This is a genomic window from Enterobacter sp. EC_64 (assembly GCF_019584165.1).
GTDB classification, from domain to species: domain Bacteria; phylum Pseudomonadota; class Gammaproteobacteria; order Enterobacterales; family Enterobacteriaceae; genus Enterobacter; species Enterobacter roggenkampii.
Window position 1 is genome coordinate 84,031 of sequence record NZ_VDAS01000001.1, and the last position, 18,006, is coordinate 102,036.

Genomic DNA, 18,006 nt, shown 5'->3' on the forward strand with positions numbered 1-18,006 from the left:
AACGCTTACCCCCAATAAGAAGGTAATGAATGGCGACAATAAAGGATGTGGCCCGTCTGGCTGGCGTGTCGGTGGCAACCGTCTCGCGCGTGATTAATGATTCACCAAAGGCCAGTGACGCATCACGTCAGGCGGTACAAAGCGCCATGGAATCCCTGAATTATCATCCCAATGCCAACGCTCGCGCGCTCGCCCAGCAGTCCACAGAAACGATTGGTCTGGTGGTGGGCGATGTTTCTGATCCCTTTTTCGGCGCCATGGTGAAAGCGGTTGAACAGGTTTCCTATCAGACAGGCAATTTTTTGCTGATCGGCAATGGCTATCATAACGAACAAAAGGAACGCCAGGCCATTGAACAGCTGATCCGCCACCGCTGCGCGGCGCTGGTGGTTCACGCTAAAATGATCCCGGATGCCGAACTGATTCACCTGATGAAGCAGATGCCCGGAATGGTGATTATCAACCGCATCATTCCCGGCTTTGAGAAACGCTGTGTGGCCCTCGACGACCGCTACGGCGCCTGGCTTGCCACGCGGCACCTGATTCAGCAGGGCCATACCCGGATTGGCTATCTCTGTTCCAATCACCCCATTTCTGATGCGGAAGACCGTCTGCAGGGCTACTACGATGCCCTGCGTGAAAACGGGCTGCCGTGTAATGACCGTCTGGTGGCCTACGGCGAACCGGACGAGAGCGGCGGTGAACAGGCCATGACCGAGCTGCTGGGCCGCGGACGGAATTTCACGGCGGTTGCCAGCTATAACGACTCTATGGCCGCAGGGGCAATGGGGGTGTTGAATGACAACGGAATTGAGGTACCGGCAGAAATTTCGCTGATTGGCTTCGACGACGTGCTGGTCTCCCGCTACGTTCGCCCGCGTCTGACCACCGTGCGCTACCCAATCATCACCATGGCAACGCAGGCCGCCGAGCTGGCACTCGCGCTGGCTGAACAGCGCCAGCCGCCGGAAATTACCCATCTGTTTAGCCCGACGCTGGTCCGTCGTCACTCCGTTGCGTCGCCTGCAGAAGCGCAAAGCGAATAACGGTAGAGGTGCACCCGCGTGTTGGGGTATTCCAGCCCATCACCGATATACTGCCAGCCGTAACGTTCGTAAAAGTCGCGGCAGGCAGACCAGAGATGGAGCTCCTCATACCCGGACTGCGCGGCGTAAGCGATAACATGCTGCTGAAGCTGCCCCGCCAGCCCTTTGCCTCGCGCCGCGTCGTCAACGTAGAGCGCCGCCAGCCACGGACAGAGATCCTGACGGGTGATCAAATCGCAGCGCCAGAGTCCCACCGTGCCAAGAAGCTGTTCGCCGTCAACGGCAATAAACGTCAACGGTAATGCCCCAGGCGTCTGGCTGTGCTCAACAATGCTGTGGAAAAATGCCCGAGGAAGCCCTTCGCCAAAGGCCTGCCAGATCCAGTCGGTAACCTGCTCTGCGAAGTGTGGCGCCTTGTAAAGCGGGAGGATGACAGCCTTATTCATGTTTCACCTGCATTTTCTCATGTATTTACTGGCCTGATGCTCCAGCCCGGTTCGGTGATTATCTTACCAGAGTCAGGCTATTGAGTTTGACTTCAGGCTGGCCGGATGAATCGTTACCAAAAAGCGTGATCGTGGCAGAGTTTTTGCGCTTCCCGCATCGCTTATACGGCATAAGCTCTGTGGTAAACTGCAGATCGTTACGTGGAAGCAGGAATATAGAATGGCAACAATGCTGGATGTATCACTGCGCGCGGGCGTGTCGAAGGCCACGGTATCGCGCGTGCTGAACGGCACAGGTCAGGTAAAAGAGAGTACGCGTCAGCAGGTGTTTGCTGCGATGGAAGAGCTGGGCTATCGCCCGAACTTTCTCGCGCGCTCGCTGGCTAACCAGACCAGCAACAGCATTGGTCTGGTCGTCTCGACCTTTGACGGCTTTTATTTTGGCCGCCTTCTCCAGCAGGCGTCGCGGCAGACCGAAACTCACGGGAAACAGCTGATCGTCACCGACGGTCACGACGCGCCGGAACAGGAAGAGCAGGCGGTGCAGATGCTCGCCGATCGCCAATGCGACGCCATCGTGCTTTACACGCGCTACATGAGCGAAAAAGCGATCGTCAAACTGATGAACACCGTGAAAACGCCGCTGGTGGTCATTAACCGTGAAGTGAGCCAGGCGCCGGATCGCTGCGTGTTCTTCGAACAGCAGGATGCCGCATTCAAGGCCGTTGATTACCTGATCGGCCAGGGCCATCGGGAGATCGCCTGTATCACCGTCCCGATCCACACTCCCACGGGTAAAGCACGGCTGATGGGCTATCGCAAGGCGCTGGAAAAGCATGGTATCCGTCTGGACGAGCGTCGGATAAAGTACGGCGATGCAGGAATGACGCGGGGATACGAGCTTTGCAAGGAATTGATTGCCGACGGAGTACCGTTTAGCGCCCTGTTTGCCTGTAACGACGATATGGCGCTGGGTGCGTCCAAAGCGTTGCACCAGGCGGGGCTGAAAATCCCGCAGGATATCTCCCTGTTCGGCTTTGATGATGCCCCAAGCGCGAAATGGCTGGAGCCTGCGCTCTCGTCGGTTTATCTGCCCATCGACAATATGATTGTCACCGCCATCGATCAGGCGATCCGGCTGGCAAGAAACCAGCCGGTCGATGCCATCCCGCCGTTTACCGGCACGCTGGTGTTACGCGATTCGGTCACAACGGGGCCGTATTTTCATCAGACGAGTTCTAAAGCCAGCAGTTCCTGAATGGTCTGGCGACGGCGGATCAGCCGCGCCTTGCCATTATCAAACAGCACTTCCGGCAGCAGCGGGCGGCTATTGTAGTTAGAAGACATAGATGCCCCGTAGGCACCGGTGTCGTGCAGCACAAGATAATCACCCGGTTTGACCTCTGGCAGCGCGCGGGTTTCCACTTTGCCGCCCTCCTGCTGGGTAAACACGTCACCCGATTCGCACAGCGGCCCCGCAACGACCGTCTCAACGCGCGGCGCCTGCGTTAAATCGCGGCCGTCGGCAGCCAGGGCGGTAATGTGGTGATAGCTGCCGTACATGGACGGACGCATCAGGTCGTTAAAGCCTGCATCAATCAAGACGAAGTGGCGAGACCCCATCTCTTTCACGCTGCGGACCTGCGAAACCAGCACGCCGGCTTCCGCCACCAGGAAACGACCCGGCTCAATTTCCAGCTTCACCGCGTGGCCCAGATGCGCGGCAATTTGATCGCGCGCGGCGCTCCACAGACCGTAATAGTGATCGGTATCGATCGCCTCTTCCCCTTCGCGATAAGGAATGGAGAGACCACCGCCCGCAGAGATCGCCTCCAGATCCTGACCGAAGTCGACAACCTGACGCACCATCGCGCCGCACACCTGTTCCAGGTGGCCATAATCCACCCCAGAGCCAATGTGCATATGAATACCCACCAGCTTCAGGTTGTAGCGCTGTAACACCTCCAGCGCGGCAGGCATGTCGGCATACCAGATCCCGTGCTTGCTGTTTTCGCCGCCGGTATTGGTTTTTTGGCTGTGGCCATGACCAAAGCCCGGGTTTACGCGCAGCCAGACGCGGTGGCCGGGAGAAACTTGACCGAGCTGCTCGAGCATATCCACAGAACCGGCATTTACCGGGATCTGCAGTTCGTGAACGCGCGCCAGCGTCGCATCGTCGATCACATCGGCAGTAAAGACGATCGCGTCGCTGTCGGCTTTCGGATCGTATCCGGCTACCAGCGCGCGCTCGATTTCGCCGAGTGAAACGGAGTCAACCTTCACGCCCTGCTCACGCATCAGGCGCAGAATATGAATATTGGAGCAGGCCTTCTGGGCAAAACGCACCACGTCGAACTGATGCAGGGCGGCGATCTTCTCGCGGACGATCTGCGCGTCGTAGACCCACACCGGACAGCCAAACTCGGCAGGCAGGCGCAGCAGGTTGTCGGCGTTCAAATCGGTATCAGTCTGGTTCAGCGGGCGTGGCATGGTCTTCTCCGGATAAATGCGTTTTGATGATTACGCCACAGCGCAAGGAGAATAAAAAATATCGTTTTATCGCGAGTCTATGCAAAAATGATATGGACAGTTCTCTGCTTTCAGGTGCCCTATGCCCGCCGTCAATTTACGCCATATCGAGATTTTTCACGCCGTGATGACCACCGGCAATCTCACCGAAGCCGCACAGATGCTGCACACCTCGCAGCCGACGGTGAGCCGCGAGCTGGCGCGCTTCGAGAAAGTGCTGGGGTTGAAGCTGTTCGAACGCACCCGTGGCAGGCTTCACCCGACGGTACAGGGGTTACGCCTGTTCGAGGAAGTTCAGCGCTCCTGGTACGGGTTGGACAGAATAGTAAGTGCCGCGGAAAGCCTGCGCGAGTTTCGCCAGGGCGAGCTGTCGATTGTCTGCCTGCCCGTCTTTTCGCAATCCTTTTTGCCGATGCTGCTTCAACCCTTTCTGGCCCGCTATCCTGAGGTCAGTCTCACCATCGTGCCGCAGGAATCTCCCCTGCTTGAAGAGTGGCTTTCGGCACAGCGCCATGATTTAGGGCTAACCGAAACCCTCACCACCCCAGCGGGCACGGCGCGCACGGAGCTGCTCTCATTAGATGAAGTGTGCGTTCTGCCCGCCGGGCATCGGCTTGCCGGTAAGGCGGTGCTCACGCCGGAGGATTTCCACGGGGAAAACTACATCAGCCTGTCGCAGACCGACAGTTACAGACAGCTGCTGGATACCCTGTTTGCCGAGCATCAGGTCAAACGGCGAATGGCGGTGGAAACGCACAGCGCGGCCTCGATTTGCGCGATGGTGCGTGCCGGCGTCGGCGTCGCGGTGGTCAATCCACTCACGGCACTGGATTATGCCGGAAGCGGGATCGTCATCCGCCGCTTTAGCGTGTCCGTCCCGTTCACCGTGAGCCTGATCCGTCCGCTACACCGTCCGGCTTCCGCGCTGGTGGATGCTTTCACCGAACACGTCATGGAGCACGCGCGTCAGGTGGCGCTTCGCTTACCTGACCTGCAGGACCCATTATGACAGCATAAACGCCACGGCATCCGCAGCATGGATAGCGGTGGTATCAAATACCGGAAGAGGGCTTCGCTCAACGGGTACCAGCAAACCGATCTCCGTGCAGCCGAAGATCACCCCTTCAGCCCCCTGCTGCGCGAGTTTTTCGATGACGCTGACGTAGAAGGCGCGGGAGGTTTCGCTGAAGGTGCCGAGACAGAGCTCGTCAAAGATAATCTGATTGATGCGCACCCGGTCTTCTTCTTCAGGGATCAGGCTTTCGATCCCAAACGCGCTGCGCAAACGACCGCGATAGAAATCCTGATCCATGGTGTAGCGCGTGCCCAGCAGCGCTACGCGGCGCATCCCGGATGCCGCAATTGCACGCCCGGTCGCGTCAGCGATATGCAGGAACGGCAGCGAGCAGCGGTTCTCAATATGCGATGCCACCTTGTGCATGGTATTGGTACAAAGCAATATCCCCTCGGCGCCAGCCCGCTCCAGCCCCAGCGCCGCCTGAGCCAGGATTTCCCCGGCTTTATCCCACTCGCCGCTCGACTGGCAGGCTTCGATATCATGAAAATCAACGCTGTGCAGCAGCAGGCTTGCGGAGTGCAGCCCCCCCAGACGCTGTTTTACCCCTTCGTTAATCAGGCGATAATAAGGGATTGTCGATTCCCAGCTCATTCCACCTAACAGGCCGATCGTTTTCATCATCCCTCCTTTTCGTTGATTTCTTCTTTTAACACAACCGGTGCCAATAAAAAAAGGCGCTCTGTTCAGCGCCTTGTTAAACAAAAATCGGTTATCTCCTGCATACGTTGGGATACATAAACAGGCAATCCGATCACACGCCAATATTCCGCAGCTTCTCCCCAGCCATCAGCTTGCGCTCGATGTGTTCCAGCGTCACGCCTTTGGTTTCTGGAATCAGCCAGAACGTGACGCCAATAAATGCCACGTTCAGCACCGTATAGAGCCAGAACGTTCCCGCTGCACCAATCGCGTCCAGCAGCGTCAGGAAGGTCGCGCCGATGATCATGTTCGATACCCAGTTGGTGGTCGTGGAACAGGTGATGCCAAAGTCGCGGCATTTGAGCGGCTGAATTTCGGAGCACAGGATCCACACCACCGGCGCGGCGCTCATCGCGTAACCTGCGATACACATCATGGTCATCCCGACAGAAAGCCAGGAGAGTCCGCTGGAAGCCGTGCCGTTATCAAACTGCATCAGGCAGTAGCCGAGGATCAGCGTGCCGAGCGCCATCACGCTGAAGCCAATTTTCAGCGCCGGTTTGCGGCCCGCCTTGTCCACGGTGAATACGGCAATAAAGGTGGCAAACATGAAGGTCAGCCCGACCACCAGGGTGGCGATCATCTGCTGTTCGGTGGTGGTGAACCCGGCCATTTTGAAAATGCGCGGCGCGTAGTACATGATGATGTTCATGCCGGTGAACTGCTGCATCGCCTGCAGCAGCATGCCGAGGAAGACCGCCCGGCGCACGTTGCGGTTGATTTTAAACAGCGCCCAGCCCCCCTGCTTGAGCTTCAGGCTTTCGCGGATCTCGTTCAGCTCCTCGCGGGCTTTTTCAGAGGTATCGCGCAGCATGCGCAGCACCTCTTCCGCCTCCACGTGGCGCCCTTTTTGCGCCAGCCAGCGCGGGCTGTTCGGCAGGAAAATCACTAAGACAATCAGAACCACCGCTGGCAGCGCCAGCACGCCGAGCATTGCGCGCCAGTTGCCGCTGTAGCTGAAGTAGGTGTCAGACAGAAACGCCAGCACGATACCCAGCGTGACCATCAGCTGATACATGCTGATCATCTTCCCGCGCACGTTCTCGCTCGCCATTTCGGAGAGATAAAGCGGTGCCGTGTAGGAGGCAATCCCCACCGCCACGCCCAGCAGCACGCGGGAAAGCAGCAGAACCTCAACGTTTGCGGCAAAGGCGGAGCCAATGGAGCCGGCGACAAAAAGAATCGCCCCGGCCATCAGGCTGTATTTGCGCCCCAGGCGAAACGAGAGCCAGCCGTTGAACAGCGCGCCGATGGCCGCGCCGAGCATCATGCTGCTCACCACCCACTCCTGCAGGCGGCTGCTTAGGGTAAAGTGATCGGTAATAAAGGGCAATGCACCGGCAATGACGCCAATATCCAGTCCAAATAACAGGCCCGCCACGGCGGCGGCAATAGAGACAAACTGGTTCATGCGGCGAGTATCACGCAGCGCAGCGGGCATTAGGGTAGAGTCATTTATAGATGTCATATTTTCCTGCCTGAACAGTGAAATTCGTTAAGTGAAATTACGAGATAGCGAGAAAAAGTGTCAGGCGGGAAAAGGTGAAGATATGGATTATTTCGCTGCGACATAGCGTTCTGTGATGGACATTACAATTTCAACTAACGCTGAATAATCACATGCTTTTACTAATCATCTAATTTTTAAAGATTAAAAGTGTGATGACTGTCGTTCATGACTTTTTAGTATGGATTTTCCGTCTTTATCCATATGGATTTTGACAATTTTTAAGCAAAAAAAACCTCTGCCCAAAAGCAGAGGTCCAGACCCGATGCGGGCTATCGCGCCAGCCAGCCGCCATCGACCGCCACGGTGTAGCCGTTGATATAATCCGATGCCGACGAGGCCAGAAAGACCACCGGCCCCATCAGATCGCCCGGAAGCCCCCAGCGCCCCGCCGGAATGCGGTCGAGGATTTCCGCGCTACGCTGCTCGTCCGCACGCAGCTGCTGCGTGTTGTTGGTCGCCATGTAACCCGGCGCAATCGCATTCACATTGATGTTGTGTTTCGCCCACTCGTTTGCCAGCAGGCGGGTCACGCCCATCACGGCGCTTTTGGAGGCGGTGTAAGACGGCACGCGGATACCGCCCTGGAATGAGAGCATGGAGGCAATATTCACGATCTTGCCGCCGTTTCCCTGCGCGATAAAGTGCTTTGCCGCCGCCTGGGACATGAAAAATACGCTTTTGATGTTCAGGTCCATTACGTCATCCCAGTCGCGCTCGCTGAAGCTGATCGCATCTTCACGGCGAATCAGCCCGGCGTTGTTGACCAGAATGTCGATATGACCGAATTCCGCCACCGCGCGATCCAGCAGTTCAGGAATGGCATCGATTTTACGCAGGTCGGCGGTCAGGCTCAGGAAGCGGCGGCCCAGGGCCGTCACGCGCTCGAGGGTTTCCGTCGGTTCAACGATATTAATTCCGACGATATCGCAGCCCGCTTCCGCCAGGCCTAACGCCATCCCCTGACCCAGCCCGGTGTCACACCCGGAAACCACCGCCACTTTCCCCTGCAGAGAGAATGCATCCAGAATCATGTTTATTCCTTACTCTTTCAGAGCCTGTCACTCACAGGCAGGTTTATGCGTCACTGCCCGCGACTAGCGCAGATCGCTGACCGCAACATGGTCCATATCATCAAAGACCTGGTTTTCACCCACCATTCCCCAGATAAAGGTGTAGGCTTTTGTCCCTACGCCGGAGTGAATAGACCAGCTCGGCGAAATCACCGCCTGCTCGTTATGCATCACGATATGGCGCGTTTCCTGCGGCTGTCCCATCATGTGGAACACGCAGGCGTCCTCATCCATGTTGAAGTAGAAGTAGACTTCCATGCGGCGCTCGTGGGTATGGCACGGCATGGTATTCCACAGGTTGCCCGGCGCAAGTTCGGTCAACCCCATGCTGAGCTGGCAGGTCTCCAGCACGTCCGGCACGAAGTATTTATTAATGGTGCGGCGGTTGCTGGTGAGGTTGTCGCCCAGCGTCACGGGCGCGACGTCTGCCGGGGTCACCTTTTTGGTTGGACAGGTGGCGTGGGCCGGCGCGCAGTTGTAGTAGAATTTCGCAGGCCTGCTGGCGTCGATGCTGGCAAAGACCACGTCCTTCGCCCCTTTACCCACGTACAGCGCCTCGCGATGGCCAATCTCATAGCACCGTCCGTCTACGGTGATGGTGCCCGGCCCGCCGATGTTAATCACCCCAAGTTCGCGACGTTCGAGGAAATAATTTACGCCCAGCTGTTTACCGACCTCGCCGCCCACGGAGACGCTTTTCGTGACGGGCATTATTCCGCCCACAACAATGCGGTCGATATGGCTGTAAACCATGGTGTACCTGTCAGCCTCGAATATCTGCTCGACTAAAAATGCCTTACGCAGCCCCTGCGTATCCAGCGTTTTGGCGTGCGCGCTGTGGATGCTTTCTCTGACGTCCACGGTAACCTCCAGATGTGGTCATGCCCGAAGGCGGGAAGTAAAACGAAACAGCGTTCCGTTTTACATGATGAGCACATACTATCGGCATAAAGTGGGCTTTTCAATTATATTTAAAACAACGTTTCATTTTTATTTTTGTTTATCGCGGAATTGATGCCCGGATCACGCTAAAACCGTCGGGAGATAAAGATCACGATAAAAAAAACCTCCCGGAGGAGGTCTTTTTTTAATGAGGAAAAATTAGCGTTCAATGGCCAGCGCCACCCCTTGTCCGCCGCCTATACAGAGCGTGGCAATCCCTTTGCGGGCGTTGCGCTTCTTCATTTCGTGGACCAGCGAAACCAGGATCCGGCAGCCGGACGCCCCGATCGGGTGCCCCAGCGCGATCGCCCCACCGTTTACGTTGACCCGCAGCGGATCCCACTCCAGCATTTTTCCGACGGAGATCGCCTGCGCGGCATAGGCTTCGTTCACTTCGATCAGATCCACATCAGAAAGCTGCCACCCCGCACGCTCCAGACAGCGACGGGTCGCATAGACCGGCGCGATCCCCATTAACGCAGGATCCACGCCCACGCTGGCAAATGCCTTAATGCGGGCCAGCACGGGGAGATCGAGTTCAAGGGCTTTGCTTTCGCTCATCATCATGACGGCCGCGGCGCCGTCGTTAATGGAAGAGGCATTTCCCGCCGTGACCGAGCCCTGCATTTCAAACGCAGGATTCAGCCTTGCCAGCCCTTCAGCGCTGGCGTCGGTGCGCGGCTGCTCATCGGTATCCACAACGATAACCTCGCCCCCCTGACGCTGCGTGCTGACCGGGACAATTTCGTCGCGAAAACGGCCGGAATCAATCGCCGCACGCGCTTTTTGCTGCGAGCTTAACGCATAGGCATCCTGCACCTCACGGCTGATGCCGTACTCGCGCGCCAGGTTTTCCGCCGTTACGCCCATATGATAATCGTTGAAGGCATCCCACAGCCCGTCATGCACCAGGCTGTCGAGCAGCTGGCTGTTACCCAGCTGCGCGCCGGTACGGCTGTCGGTCAGGACGTGCGGCGCGCGGCTCATATTCTCCTGCCCGCCCGCAATGATCACGTCCGCCTCACCACACTGAATGGCCTGCGTCGCGAGATGCAGCGCTTTTAATCCTGAACCACAGACGTCGTTGATAGTGATAGCGGAGACGGTATTGGGCAGTCCGCCCTTCAGCGCCGCCTGTCGCGCAGGGTTTTGCCCGGCACCGGCCGTGAGGACCTGTCCCAGAATCACCTCATCAACTTCATGTGCTGCGATCCCGCTACGTTCTACCAGCGCTTTCACCACCACGCTGCCCAGGTCAACCGCCGAGTGACGCGCGAGCGCTCCCTGAAAACAGCCGATAGCTGTACGCAACGCACCCACTATTACGACATCTTTCATCACGACCTCTGTGTTAAATGACATGACGATAGTAGAGGATTGTTACTGGCAATTATCTTAATTGTTTAAAAATAGTGAGTTTAATCACAAGGATCAGCGTGCATCCTGCAGATACTGCCGCAGCCAGCTTCCGGCAACGCCGGGAGGGGATCGTTTATTCCACAGCAGATCGATGCCGATCGCCCGCGGCCAGCCGGGAACATTGAGCTGTACCAGGGATTTCGCGGCGGCAAATTCCTCCACCAGCGCGCACGGCAAGACGCACCAGCCAAATCCCTGTACCGCCATACTCAAGAGTAACAGGTAATTCGGGGCTGACCAGACGGGCCCGCGCGCGATCTCCGCCTCACGCTCAAGATAGGTGCTCAGCCGCAGCTCTCGCCAGCCGTGCAGCTCGTCACGCTGAACGTCATCCAGCCCGGCCAGCGGATGCGTGGTCGCGACATAGATCGCCATGCGGGTCTGCATCGGCAGCCGGATGGCGCCGATATCCGTAGGATAACCGTCTCGCGCTTCGGTGAGGCCAATCTGCGCGCGCTCCTTTTGCAGCAGATCGATCACGTCCTCCTCCTCGCCAATCAGACATTCGAATTCCGTATGGGGAAAGCGCGCATCAAACTGCTTCATCATCTCTTCCAGCACATCCGGGTTGAGGGTATCGGAAAGGACAAACGTCAGACGCGCCTCGGTTCGCGCCGTGAGGGACACCGCCAGCTCATCCAGCCGCGTGCTGGCGGCGAGAATAGCCTGCACGTAGCCCAGCACCTGTTCCCCCTGGGCCGTTAACACCGGCTGGCGCGCCGAGCGGTCAAACAGCTCAAATCCCAGATCGGCTTCAAGGTTGGCAATGGACGTGCTGACCGTCGACTGGCTTTTACGCAGCCGGCGTGCGGCCGCAGAGAAAGAGCCTGCTGCAACGGTCTCGACAAACGCGGTCAGAGCTTCGGGTGAATAGCGCATAACCTATCTACTTTTACGATGGATACTATCTTTAATATATCAGCTTTAGCGATAAAAATAGGCCACATCAACGCCCATACTGGCGAATTAACGAGGTCTATCGCTATGCAACATCAGGATGCACTCCAACGTAAACTGCCGGAGCGGATCTTTCATGCTGTCTGTTTTGAAGGGATTGCGACGGCGATCCTCGCCCCTACCGCGGCGTGGTTGATGCAGCGTTCCGTGGTGGAAATGGGTGGGTTGACCATTATTCTGGCCACCACCGCCATGCTGTGGAACATTATTTATAACGTCGGCTTCGACCGTTTCTGGCCTGTTCAGCGCGTCAAACGTACGGCAAAAGTGCGTGCGCTGCATGCGCTGGGGTTCGAATGCGGCTTTATTGTGATTGGCGTGTCGATTGTCGCCGCCGTGCTGGGCGTCACCCTGCTGCAGGCATTCACACTGGAAATAGGTTTCTTCCTGTTCTTCCTGCCGTACACCATGTTCTATAACTGGGCGTACGATAATCTGCGTGAGAAATTTCTTAAGCGCCGCCAGCAACGACGCGCCCTGGCAGGCTAAACCGCCTCTGGCCGGACGCCCGTTCCGGCCCGACGCCTTCGAAGCAACTGCGCTCTTAAGGCATAACTATGGTAAATTGCACGCCATTCTGATGGTTTGATAGTTGATACGTTGCTCTAATGTCGAAAATTTGGTCAAAAGATGAGACTCTCTGGAGTTTCGCTCTCTACGGCACGGCCGTGGGCGCAGGAACGCTCTTCCTGCCCATTCAGCTGGGCTCCGCAGGCGCAATCGTCCTGTTTATTACCGCCCTCGTGGCCTACCCCTTAACCTACTGGCCGCACAAAGCGCTGGCGCAATTTATCCTCTCGTCGAAAACGAAAGGCAACGAAGGGATCACCGGCGCCGTTTCGCACTATTACGGCAGGAAGATCGGCAACCTGATCACCACGCTCTATTTCATCGCCTTCTTTGTGGTGGTGCAGATTTATGCGGTGGCCATCACCAACTCGTTAACCGAGCAGCTGGCAAAACACCTGACGGTAGACACTACCGTTCGCGTGCTGGTTAGCCTGGGCGTGGTGCTGGTCCTGAATCTGATCTTCCTGATGGGACGGCATATCACGATAAAAGTGATGGGCTTCCTGGTGTTTCCGCTGATCGCCTATTTCCTGTTTGTCTCGCTCTACCTGATCGGCAGCTGGCAACCCTCGCTGCTGACCAGCCAGATGGCCGTCGATCGCCATACGCTGCACCAGGTCTGGATTTCGATTCCGGTGATGGTGTTTGCGTTCAGCCACACGCCGATTATCTCGACGTTTGCCGTTGACCGCCGCGAGAAGTTCGGGGACGAGGCCATGGCTAAATGCAAGAAAATCATGAAGGTGGCGTACCTGATTATCTGCCTGAGCGTGCTGTTCTTTGTCTTCAGCTGCCTGCTCTCTATTCCGCCGTCGTATATTGTGGCCGCCAAAGAGGAAGGGGTGACGATCCTGTCCGCGCTGTCGATGATGCCCTCTTCACCGGCGTGGCTGGGAATTTCCGGGATTGTCGTGGCGATTATTGCGATGTCGAAATCGTTTCTCGGCACCTATTTTGGGGTGATTGAAGGGGCGACGGAGATCGTGAAGTCGTCGCTGAACCAGGTGGGCGTGAAAAAGAGCCGCGCCTTTAACCGCGCGATATCCATCATGGGGGTGTCGTTAATCACCTTTGCCGTCTGCTGCATTAACCCGAACGCCATTTCGATGATTTACGCCATCAGCGGCCCGCTTATCGCCATGATCCTGTTTATCATGCCGACGCTGTCGACGTATCTGATCCCCTCCCTGAAACCGTACCGTTCCATTGGCAACCTGCTGACGCTGATCGTCGGGGTGCTGTGCGTGTCGGTGATGTTTGTCGGCTAATTCCCTTTCCTGCCCGGCGCGCTGCCGGGCAGGCCATTCAGTCCCGGCCTCCTGCTTACAGCGGAAAAGGCCTGTCCTGCACCACTGTTTTCATGACAAGCGTTGAGCGAAGATGCTGCACGCCGGGCATAGCGGAGAGCTTCTCGTCGTAGAGCTTCTGGAAAGCGGAAAGGTCGCGGGTCACGACGTGCATCAGATAATCAGGATCGCCAAACAGGCGCTGGGCCAGCACGATCTGCGGGATCTCCTCCACCGCCTCTTCAAACGCGCTGACCGCCTTGCGGTCCCCCTCTTTCAGCGTCGCAAAGACGATTGCCAGGAAGTTAAACCCCATTTTGGCGGGGTCGAGGCTGGCACGGTATCCCGTTATGGCCCCGCTTTGCTCCAGCGCCCGCACGCGACGGTGGCACGGCGAAAGGCTCAGATTCACCCGCTCAGCCAGTTCGGTAAGCGACAGGCGGCCGTCAGACTGCAGTTCAGCAAGAATTTTTCTATCGATGCTATCCATGTGGAAGATTTTCTCATTTTCACCGTGTTATGAGCATAACATTGAAAGCCTATTTCGCAGTGTTAGCGATATTCTTTTTCGCAACGTATAACGCACTGCGGGAGTATTTCAGGACGATGGAAATGAGTATTGTGGCCGGCTTTTGGGTGGTTTCGTTTCTGCTCATCATGACCCCGGGGGCCGACTGGGCCTACGCTATTAGCGCCGGAATCAACGGCCGCCGCGTGGTCCCGGCGGTGATGGGGCTGATGTCCGGGCATCTGCTAGCCACATTGATTGTGGTGGCAGGCGTGGGGGTATTGATTGCTCAACATCCGCTGGCGTTAGCCGGGCTGACCGTGGCGGGAGCCCTGTATCTCCTGTGGCTTGGCATAACGTTATTGCGTCACCCGGCCGCACCGGAGAAGGCCACCCAGCATGCGGGTAACTGGACGCAGTGGGCGATGAAAGGACTCTGCATTAGCGGCCTTAATCCGAAGGTTTTTTTGCTGTTCCTGGCCCTGCTTCCGCAATTCACAGACCCAACCGGAAGCTGGTCGATAGCGATGCAGATGTCTGCGCTTGGGATGATGCACCTTATCACCTGTACCCTGGTCTATCTGCTGGTGGGGTATGGTTCGAAAGCGGTGCTGGCGACCCGGCCACAGGCGGCCCGTCTGGTGAGCAGGGCATCGGGAGGGTTGATGGTGCTGATAGCGCTGGTACTGCTGTTTGAGCAGGTGAGATAACTGTCTTTTTTGCCGGGTGGCGCTGCGCTTACCCGGCCTACATTTCACAACGATATCAATTAATTGCATAATTCATTGTAGGCCCGTGCAAGCGTAGCGCCGCCGGGCGAAACTCACAAATCGCACGTTGTCAGCAGTCTGAAAAAACACCGGCCATCGCCGGTGTGAGTTACGCCCGAATATCGTCATATTCCCGCGTTTTATCAAACTCATGTTTCGCAAACGGGCACAGCGGGATAATTTTGCGATTCTCACCGCGCATCTTCTCCACCACTTTCGCCACCAGCTGTTTACCGACGCCCTGCCCTTTCAGGCTCTCATCCACATCGGTGTGCTCGATAATGCTCAGGTGCTCGCCGGTTGGCACGAAGACAATCTCCGCGACCTGGTTGCCGTTCGCATCATTCACGTAAAACTTGTTATGGCCTTCCAGAATATCCATGGTTCCTCGCTTATTTTTGGCGATACTTCAGCGCACCGCTCGGGCAGGTATCAATCACGCGTACAACCGTTTCAACGTCCACTTCATCGGGAATGATCCACGGCTTACGTTTCAGATTAAACAGCTTTGCGCTCCCACGCACGCAGTTACCGGAGTGTTTGCAGATCCCGGTGTTGAAGTAGACGTCAATTTTCTCGCCGGTATAGGCCCGGTAACCCACATCCAGTAGCTCTTTATCCATGACATTGCCTCTGTAATTATTATCGTGCTGAATGAAGCATAGCCTTACGGGATCCTGATGGCTATAACGCCGAAAACGAAAAGCCAGGTCACAACTCTTTTCTTGCCAGATTGCGTCCGCTATTTGCCCATGTCAGGCTCGGGAAATGTCACTTTTACATAACATCCGCAGGTTGAATGAAACGCAGACTCTCATTTCAGGTAAAGCTGTTTTTAGCGCTGGTGTGCTTCTCCTGCCTGCTGTTAGTTCTGCTGGGAACGATCCTGTTTCATTTTATTGACCGACAGCTCCATCACGATCTCGGCCAGCGCGCCCGGGTGCAGGCCAGCCAGATCGCGCTGATGCCGGGTCTGGCGGCCCTAGTCGCGGCCAGAGATATCCCCGGCATCGCCCGGTTAATTCAGCCGCTGCGCGCCCAAAGCGATGCCAGCTACATTGTGATTGGCGATACCGAGGAACAGCACCTCTATCATTCGGAATCCCCGGAACGCATAAATTTACCGATGATCGGCGGGGATAATGCGGAGGTATTACAGGGCAAAACCATTATTTCCGTGCGCCAGGGCGGGATTGGGGTTTCACTGCGCAGCAAAGCGCCGATCTTTAACGCGCAGCACCAGGTGATTGGTATTGTCTCGGTCGGCTATCTGACCTCCTATATTGCCAATATTAACGCCCGCATTCTCTGGCAGTCCGGGCTGTACGGCGCGGGGCTTCTGCTGCTGCTGTTTATGTTCTCCTGGCTGTTTACCCGCAATCTCAAAAAACAGATGTTCCGACTGGAGCCGAAAGATATCGCTCAGCTGGTTTTGCAGCAGCGCGCGCTATTAGAAGCCATGTATGAGGGGGTATTTGCCGTCAATGATGAGAAGCAGCTGATTTTAATTAACCGCGCCGCACGAGAAATGTTGGATATCCGGCAAAGTGAGAAAGCGCTTATCGGCAAACCGCTGGAAGACGTTCTGCAGACGTCGCCGGGCTTTTTATCCCAGCGCTACGCCTCGGTGAGCAGTGGCAGCCACGACCAGATTGCCGTGCTGAACCAGCGGGAGGTAATCGTCAACCGCGTGGCGATTGAGGTCGAACCCGGCGTTGAAAGCGGCTGGGTCTACAGCTTTCGCGACAAAAATGACATCAACACCCTCAGCAGCCAGCTCAGTCAGATCAAGCGCTATGCGGATAACCTGCGCATTATGCGCCACGAGCAGCTGAACTGGACCGCCACGCTGGTGGGCTTGCTGCAGATGAAACACTATGACGAGGCGATTCGCTACATTCAGGTGCAGTCCGAAGGCGCGCAGCGCGTGCTGGACTTTGTCTCCGCCCGTTTTTCCTCTCCCGCGCTGTGTGGGCTGCTGCTCGGAAAATACGTCAGCGCCCGCGAAAAAGGGATCGAACTGCTGTTTGATCCCGCCTGCCAGCTCACCCGCATGCCTGCCACGCTCAACGAAACGGAGCTGATGTCCATTATTGGTAACCTGCTGGATAACGCGGTGGACGCGACCCTTAAGGCCCCGGTCCCCGCGCCGGTGGAACTCTACATTTCTGACCGTAACCAGGAGCTGCTGATCGAGGTGGCCGACCGGGGCTGCGGGGTGGAGGATGCGATGAAGCCGCATATTTTCCGCCAGGGATTCAGCAGCAAGCCGGAACGTGAAAACGACATTGTGGGCACCGAGCACGGTATTGGCCTGTATCTGGTGGCAGGATATATCGACAAGGCTGGCGGCAGCATTGAGATTGCCGACAACACGCCACAAGGGACCATTTTTTCTGTGTTTATTCCGAATGGGCAAAAGCATGACCCGAGCACTTGATGTTGTGATCGTTGAAGATGAGCCGCACCTGGCGGAGCTGCATCGCGAGTATATCGAGCAGAATTTTCATTTACGCGTGGTGGGCATCGCCGCGTCGATTGAGCAGGCATGCAGCCTGATTCGTCAGCATCAGCCGCGGCTTATCCTGCTGGACAACTATCTCCCGGACGGTAAAGGCGTGGAGCTTATCGATAACCCGCTGCTGAAAAGCTATGAGTGTTCGGTGATCTTCATCACCGCCGCCAGCGATATGCAGACCTGCAGCCACGCCATGCGCAGCGGCGCGTTTGACTACCTCATCAAGCCCGTCTTTTTCCAGCGCCTGCACGCCTCGCTGGAGCGTTTTATGCGCTTCATCCACACCGTACAGCAGGTGAAGGTGGTCGACCAGCATGCGCTGGATCGCCTGTTTCATCTGCCTGCCGCGGAAGCCTCCGTAACGCCGTCCACAAAGGGCATTGAACCCCAGACGCTGGAGCGGATAAAACGCCTGTTCGCCGAGCATCCCGACAGCGCGATGTCGGTTGAAGAGGTGGTGGAAAACGTGGGGATCAGCAAAACCACGGGGCGTCGCTACCTCGAATACTGCGTGGAGAGTGGGTTAATCAGCATTGAAATGCTGTACGGCAATATTGGTCATCCTCGCCGGTTATACCGCAAAGCCCCCGATAAACCGTAATCCGCAACCGTTCGTTGGCTAACGTTCGCGGATTTTATGGTGTTAATTGCTGAAACG

19 protein-coding genes are annotated in these 18,006 nt (G+C 56.8%); 8 read left to right on the forward strand and 11 right to left on the reverse strand.

Going from position 1 to position 18,006, the window contains the following annotated elements:
• Positions 1 to 29: 29 nt before the first annotated feature.
• Positions 30 to 1,046: an HTH-type transcriptional regulator GalR gene (gene galR / locus FHC52_RS00365; RefSeq protein WP_021242019.1), complete on the forward strand. Its 1,017-nt coding sequence runs from the start codon at positions 30 to 32 to the stop codon at positions 1,044 to 1,046.
• On the opposite strand, the gene FHC52_RS00370 is transcribed toward galR, so the two are convergent.
• Positions 1,007 to 1,492 carry a GNAT family N-acetyltransferase gene (locus tag FHC52_RS00370; protein WP_023294480.1) on the reverse strand — a complete coding sequence of 162 codons (486 nt, stop codon included), beginning with the start codon at positions 1,490 to 1,492 and terminating at the stop codon, positions 1,007 to 1,009. The two genes, galR and FHC52_RS00370, sit on opposite strands and share 40 nt — an antisense overlap.
• 220 nt (positions 1,493 to 1,712) lie before the next feature.
• On the opposite strand from FHC52_RS00370, the gene FHC52_RS00375 reads away from it, so the two are divergent.
• Positions 1,713 to 2,750 (forward strand): LacI family DNA-binding transcriptional regulator, encoded by a 1,038-nt coding sequence (locus tag FHC52_RS00375; RefSeq protein ID WP_126288455.1) that lies wholly within the window; start codon positions 1,713 to 1,715, stop codon positions 2,748 to 2,750.
• On the opposite strand, the gene lysA is transcribed toward FHC52_RS00375, so the two are convergent.
• The gene (lysA, locus tag FHC52_RS00380) at positions 2,720 to 3,982 is read right to left on the reverse strand and encodes a diaminopimelate decarboxylase (protein WP_063448246.1); all 1,263 of its coding nucleotides are present in this window, start codon (positions 3,980 to 3,982) and stop codon (positions 2,720 to 2,722) included. The two genes, FHC52_RS00375 and lysA, sit on opposite strands and share 31 nt — an antisense overlap.
• A 121-nt stretch (positions 3,983 to 4,103) precedes the next feature.
• On the opposite strand from lysA, the gene FHC52_RS00385 reads away from it, so the two are divergent.
• The gene (locus FHC52_RS00385) at positions 4,104 to 5,030 is read left to right on the forward strand and encodes a LysR family transcriptional regulator (RefSeq protein ID WP_008499676.1); all 927 of its coding nucleotides are present in this window, start codon (positions 4,104 to 4,106) and stop codon (positions 5,028 to 5,030) included.
• Here FHC52_RS00385 and FHC52_RS00390 read toward each other — a convergent pair.
• From FHC52_RS00390 to FHC52_RS00415, 6 genes are all read right to left on the reverse strand, one after another.
• Positions 5,025 to 5,717 carry an aspartate/glutamate racemase gene (locus FHC52_RS00390; RefSeq protein ID WP_126288493.1) on the reverse strand — a complete coding sequence of 231 codons (693 nt, stop codon included), beginning with the start codon at positions 5,715 to 5,717 and terminating at the stop codon, positions 5,025 to 5,027. The two genes, FHC52_RS00385 and FHC52_RS00390, sit on opposite strands and share 6 nt — an antisense overlap.
• 133 nt (positions 5,718 to 5,850) lie before the next feature.
• Positions 5,851 to 7,284: a sugar porter family MFS transporter gene (locus tag FHC52_RS00395; RefSeq protein ID WP_223825726.1), complete on the reverse strand. Its 1,434-nt coding sequence runs from the start codon at positions 7,282 to 7,284 to the stop codon at positions 5,851 to 5,853.
• A gap of 293 nt (positions 7,285 to 7,577) precedes the next feature.
• The gene (gene kduD, locus FHC52_RS00400) at positions 7,578 to 8,339 is read right to left on the reverse strand and encodes a 2-dehydro-3-deoxy-D-gluconate 5-dehydrogenase KduD (protein ID WP_094944143.1); all 762 of its coding nucleotides are present in this window, start codon (positions 8,337 to 8,339) and stop codon (positions 7,578 to 7,580) included.
• A 63-nt stretch (positions 8,340 to 8,402) separates the two neighbouring features.
• Positions 8,403 to 9,239, reverse strand: a complete 837-nt coding sequence (kduI, locus tag FHC52_RS00405; RefSeq protein WP_008499680.1) for a 5-dehydro-4-deoxy-D-glucuronate isomerase — start codon at positions 9,237 to 9,239, stop codon at positions 8,403 to 8,405.
• A 240-nt stretch (positions 9,240 to 9,479) separates the two neighbouring features.
• On the reverse strand, positions 9,480 to 10,658 hold the full coding sequence (locus FHC52_RS00410) for an acetyl-CoA C-acetyltransferase (RefSeq protein WP_008499681.1): 1,179 nt from the start codon (positions 10,656 to 10,658) through the stop codon (positions 9,480 to 9,482).
• Between the two features lie 93 nt (positions 10,659 to 10,751).
• Entirely contained in the window at positions 10,752 to 11,618 is an 867-nt protein-coding gene (locus FHC52_RS00415) for a LysR family transcriptional regulator (RefSeq protein ID WP_150147483.1), read from the reverse strand.
• Between the two features lie 105 nt (positions 11,619 to 11,723).
• Between FHC52_RS00415 and FHC52_RS00420 the strand changes: the two genes are divergently transcribed.
• Both FHC52_RS00420 and FHC52_RS00425 read left to right on the forward strand, forming a co-directional pair.
• Positions 11,724 to 12,185, forward strand: a complete 462-nt coding sequence (locus tag FHC52_RS00420; protein WP_008499683.1) for a multidrug/biocide efflux PACE transporter — start codon at positions 11,724 to 11,726, stop codon at positions 12,183 to 12,185.
• 119 nt (positions 12,186 to 12,304) lie between these two features.
• Positions 12,305 to 13,534, forward strand: coding sequence for an amino acid permease (locus FHC52_RS00425; protein ID WP_021242029.1), 1,230 nt, complete (start codon positions 12,305 to 12,307; stop codon positions 13,532 to 13,534).
• 55 nt (positions 13,535 to 13,589) lie between these two features.
• Here FHC52_RS00425 and FHC52_RS00430 read toward each other — a convergent pair whose 3' ends face one another.
• Entirely contained in the window at positions 13,590 to 14,042 is a 453-nt protein-coding gene (locus FHC52_RS00430; protein ID WP_021242030.1) for an Lrp/AsnC family transcriptional regulator, read from the reverse strand.
• 116 nt (positions 14,043 to 14,158) lie between these two features.
• On the opposite strand from FHC52_RS00430, the gene FHC52_RS00435 reads away from it, so the two are divergent.
• Positions 14,159 to 14,770 carry a LysE family translocator gene (locus FHC52_RS00435; RefSeq protein WP_045335276.1) on the forward strand — a complete coding sequence of 204 codons (612 nt, stop codon included), beginning with the start codon at positions 14,159 to 14,161 and terminating at the stop codon, positions 14,768 to 14,770.
• Positions 14,771 to 14,939: 169 nt separating this feature from the next.
• On the opposite strand, the gene FHC52_RS00440 is transcribed toward FHC52_RS00435, so the two are convergent.
• Together FHC52_RS00440 and yjdI are read right to left on the reverse strand one after the other, a co-directional pair.
• Entirely contained in the window at positions 14,940 to 15,212 is a 273-nt protein-coding gene (locus FHC52_RS00440) for a GNAT family N-acetyltransferase (protein ID WP_008499687.1), read from the reverse strand.
• Positions 15,213 to 15,222: 10 nt separating this feature from the next.
• Positions 15,223 to 15,453: a 4Fe-4S mono-cluster protein YjdI gene (gene yjdI, locus FHC52_RS00445; protein ID WP_220419853.1), complete on the reverse strand. Its 231-nt coding sequence runs from the start codon at positions 15,451 to 15,453 to the stop codon at positions 15,223 to 15,225.
• A 176-nt stretch (positions 15,454 to 15,629) separates the two neighbouring features.
• Between yjdI and FHC52_RS00450 the strand changes: the two genes are divergently transcribed.
• Both FHC52_RS00450 and FHC52_RS00455 read left to right on the forward strand, forming a co-directional pair.
• The gene (locus tag FHC52_RS00450; RefSeq protein ID WP_126288453.1) at positions 15,630 to 17,270 is read left to right on the forward strand and encodes a sensor histidine kinase; all 1,641 of its coding nucleotides are present in this window, start codon (positions 15,630 to 15,632) and stop codon (positions 17,268 to 17,270) included.
• Complete coding sequence (locus tag FHC52_RS00455; protein ID WP_023294489.1) at positions 17,254 to 17,949, forward strand: response regulator; 696 nt, start codon at positions 17,254 to 17,256, stop codon at positions 17,947 to 17,949. The genes FHC52_RS00450 and FHC52_RS00455 overlap by 17 nt, the downstream gene beginning before the upstream one ends.
• The last annotated feature ends 57 nt before the right edge of the window (positions 17,950 to 18,006 follow it).

Excerpts from the sequence above, each read along its gene's own strand:
- galR (WP_021242019.1), top strand. The coding sequence starts at position 30 with ATGGCGACAATAAAGGATGTGGCCCGTCTGGCTGGCGTGTCGGTGGCA.
- FHC52_RS00370 (WP_023294480.1), bottom strand. The coding sequence starts at position 1,492 with ATGAATAAGGCTGTCATCCTCCCGCTTTACAAGGCGCCACACTTCGCA.
- FHC52_RS00375 (WP_126288455.1), top strand. The coding sequence starts at position 1,713 with ATGGCAACAATGCTGGATGTATCACTGCGCGCGGGCGTGTCGAAGGCC.
- lysA (WP_063448246.1), bottom strand. The coding sequence starts at position 3,982 with ATGCCACGCCCGCTGAACCAGACTGATACCGATTTGAACGCCGACAAC.
- FHC52_RS00385 (WP_008499676.1), top strand. The coding sequence starts at position 4,104 with ATGCCCGCCGTCAATTTACGCCATATCGAGATTTTTCACGCCGTGATG.
- FHC52_RS00390 (WP_126288493.1), bottom strand. The coding sequence starts at position 5,717 with ATGAAAACGATCGGCCTGTTAGGTGGAATGAGCTGGGAATCGACAATC.
- kduD (WP_094944143.1), bottom strand. The coding sequence starts at position 8,339 with ATGATTCTGGATGCATTCTCTCTGCAGGGGAAAGTGGCGGTGGTTTCC.
- FHC52_RS00410 (WP_008499681.1), bottom strand. The coding sequence starts at position 10,658 with ATGAAAGATGTCGTAATAGTGGGTGCGTTGCGTACAGCTATCGGCTGT.
- FHC52_RS00415 (WP_150147483.1), bottom strand. The coding sequence starts at position 11,618 with ATGCGCTATTCACCCGAAGCTCTGACCGCGTTTGTCGAGACCGTTGCA.
- FHC52_RS00420 (WP_008499683.1), top strand. The coding sequence starts at position 11,724 with ATGCAACATCAGGATGCACTCCAACGTAAACTGCCGGAGCGGATCTTT.
- FHC52_RS00425 (WP_021242029.1), top strand. The coding sequence starts at position 12,305 with ATGTCGAAAATTTGGTCAAAAGATGAGACTCTCTGGAGTTTCGCTCTC.
- FHC52_RS00430 (WP_021242030.1), bottom strand. The coding sequence starts at position 14,042 with ATGGATAGCATCGATAGAAAAATTCTTGCTGAACTGCAGTCTGACGGC.
- FHC52_RS00435 (WP_045335276.1), top strand. The coding sequence starts at position 14,159 with ATGGAAATGAGTATTGTGGCCGGCTTTTGGGTGGTTTCGTTTCTGCTC.
- FHC52_RS00440 (WP_008499687.1), bottom strand. The coding sequence starts at position 15,212 with ATGGATATTCTGGAAGGCCATAACAAGTTTTACGTGAATGATGCGAAC.
- yjdI (WP_220419853.1), bottom strand. The coding sequence starts at position 15,453 with ATGGATAAAGAGCTACTGGATGTGGGTTACCGGGCCTATACCGGCGAG.
- FHC52_RS00450 (WP_126288453.1), top strand. The coding sequence starts at position 15,630 with ATGAAACGCAGACTCTCATTTCAGGTAAAGCTGTTTTTAGCGCTGGTG.
- FHC52_RS00455 (WP_023294489.1), top strand. The coding sequence starts at position 17,254 with ATGACCCGAGCACTTGATGTTGTGATCGTTGAAGATGAGCCGCACCTG.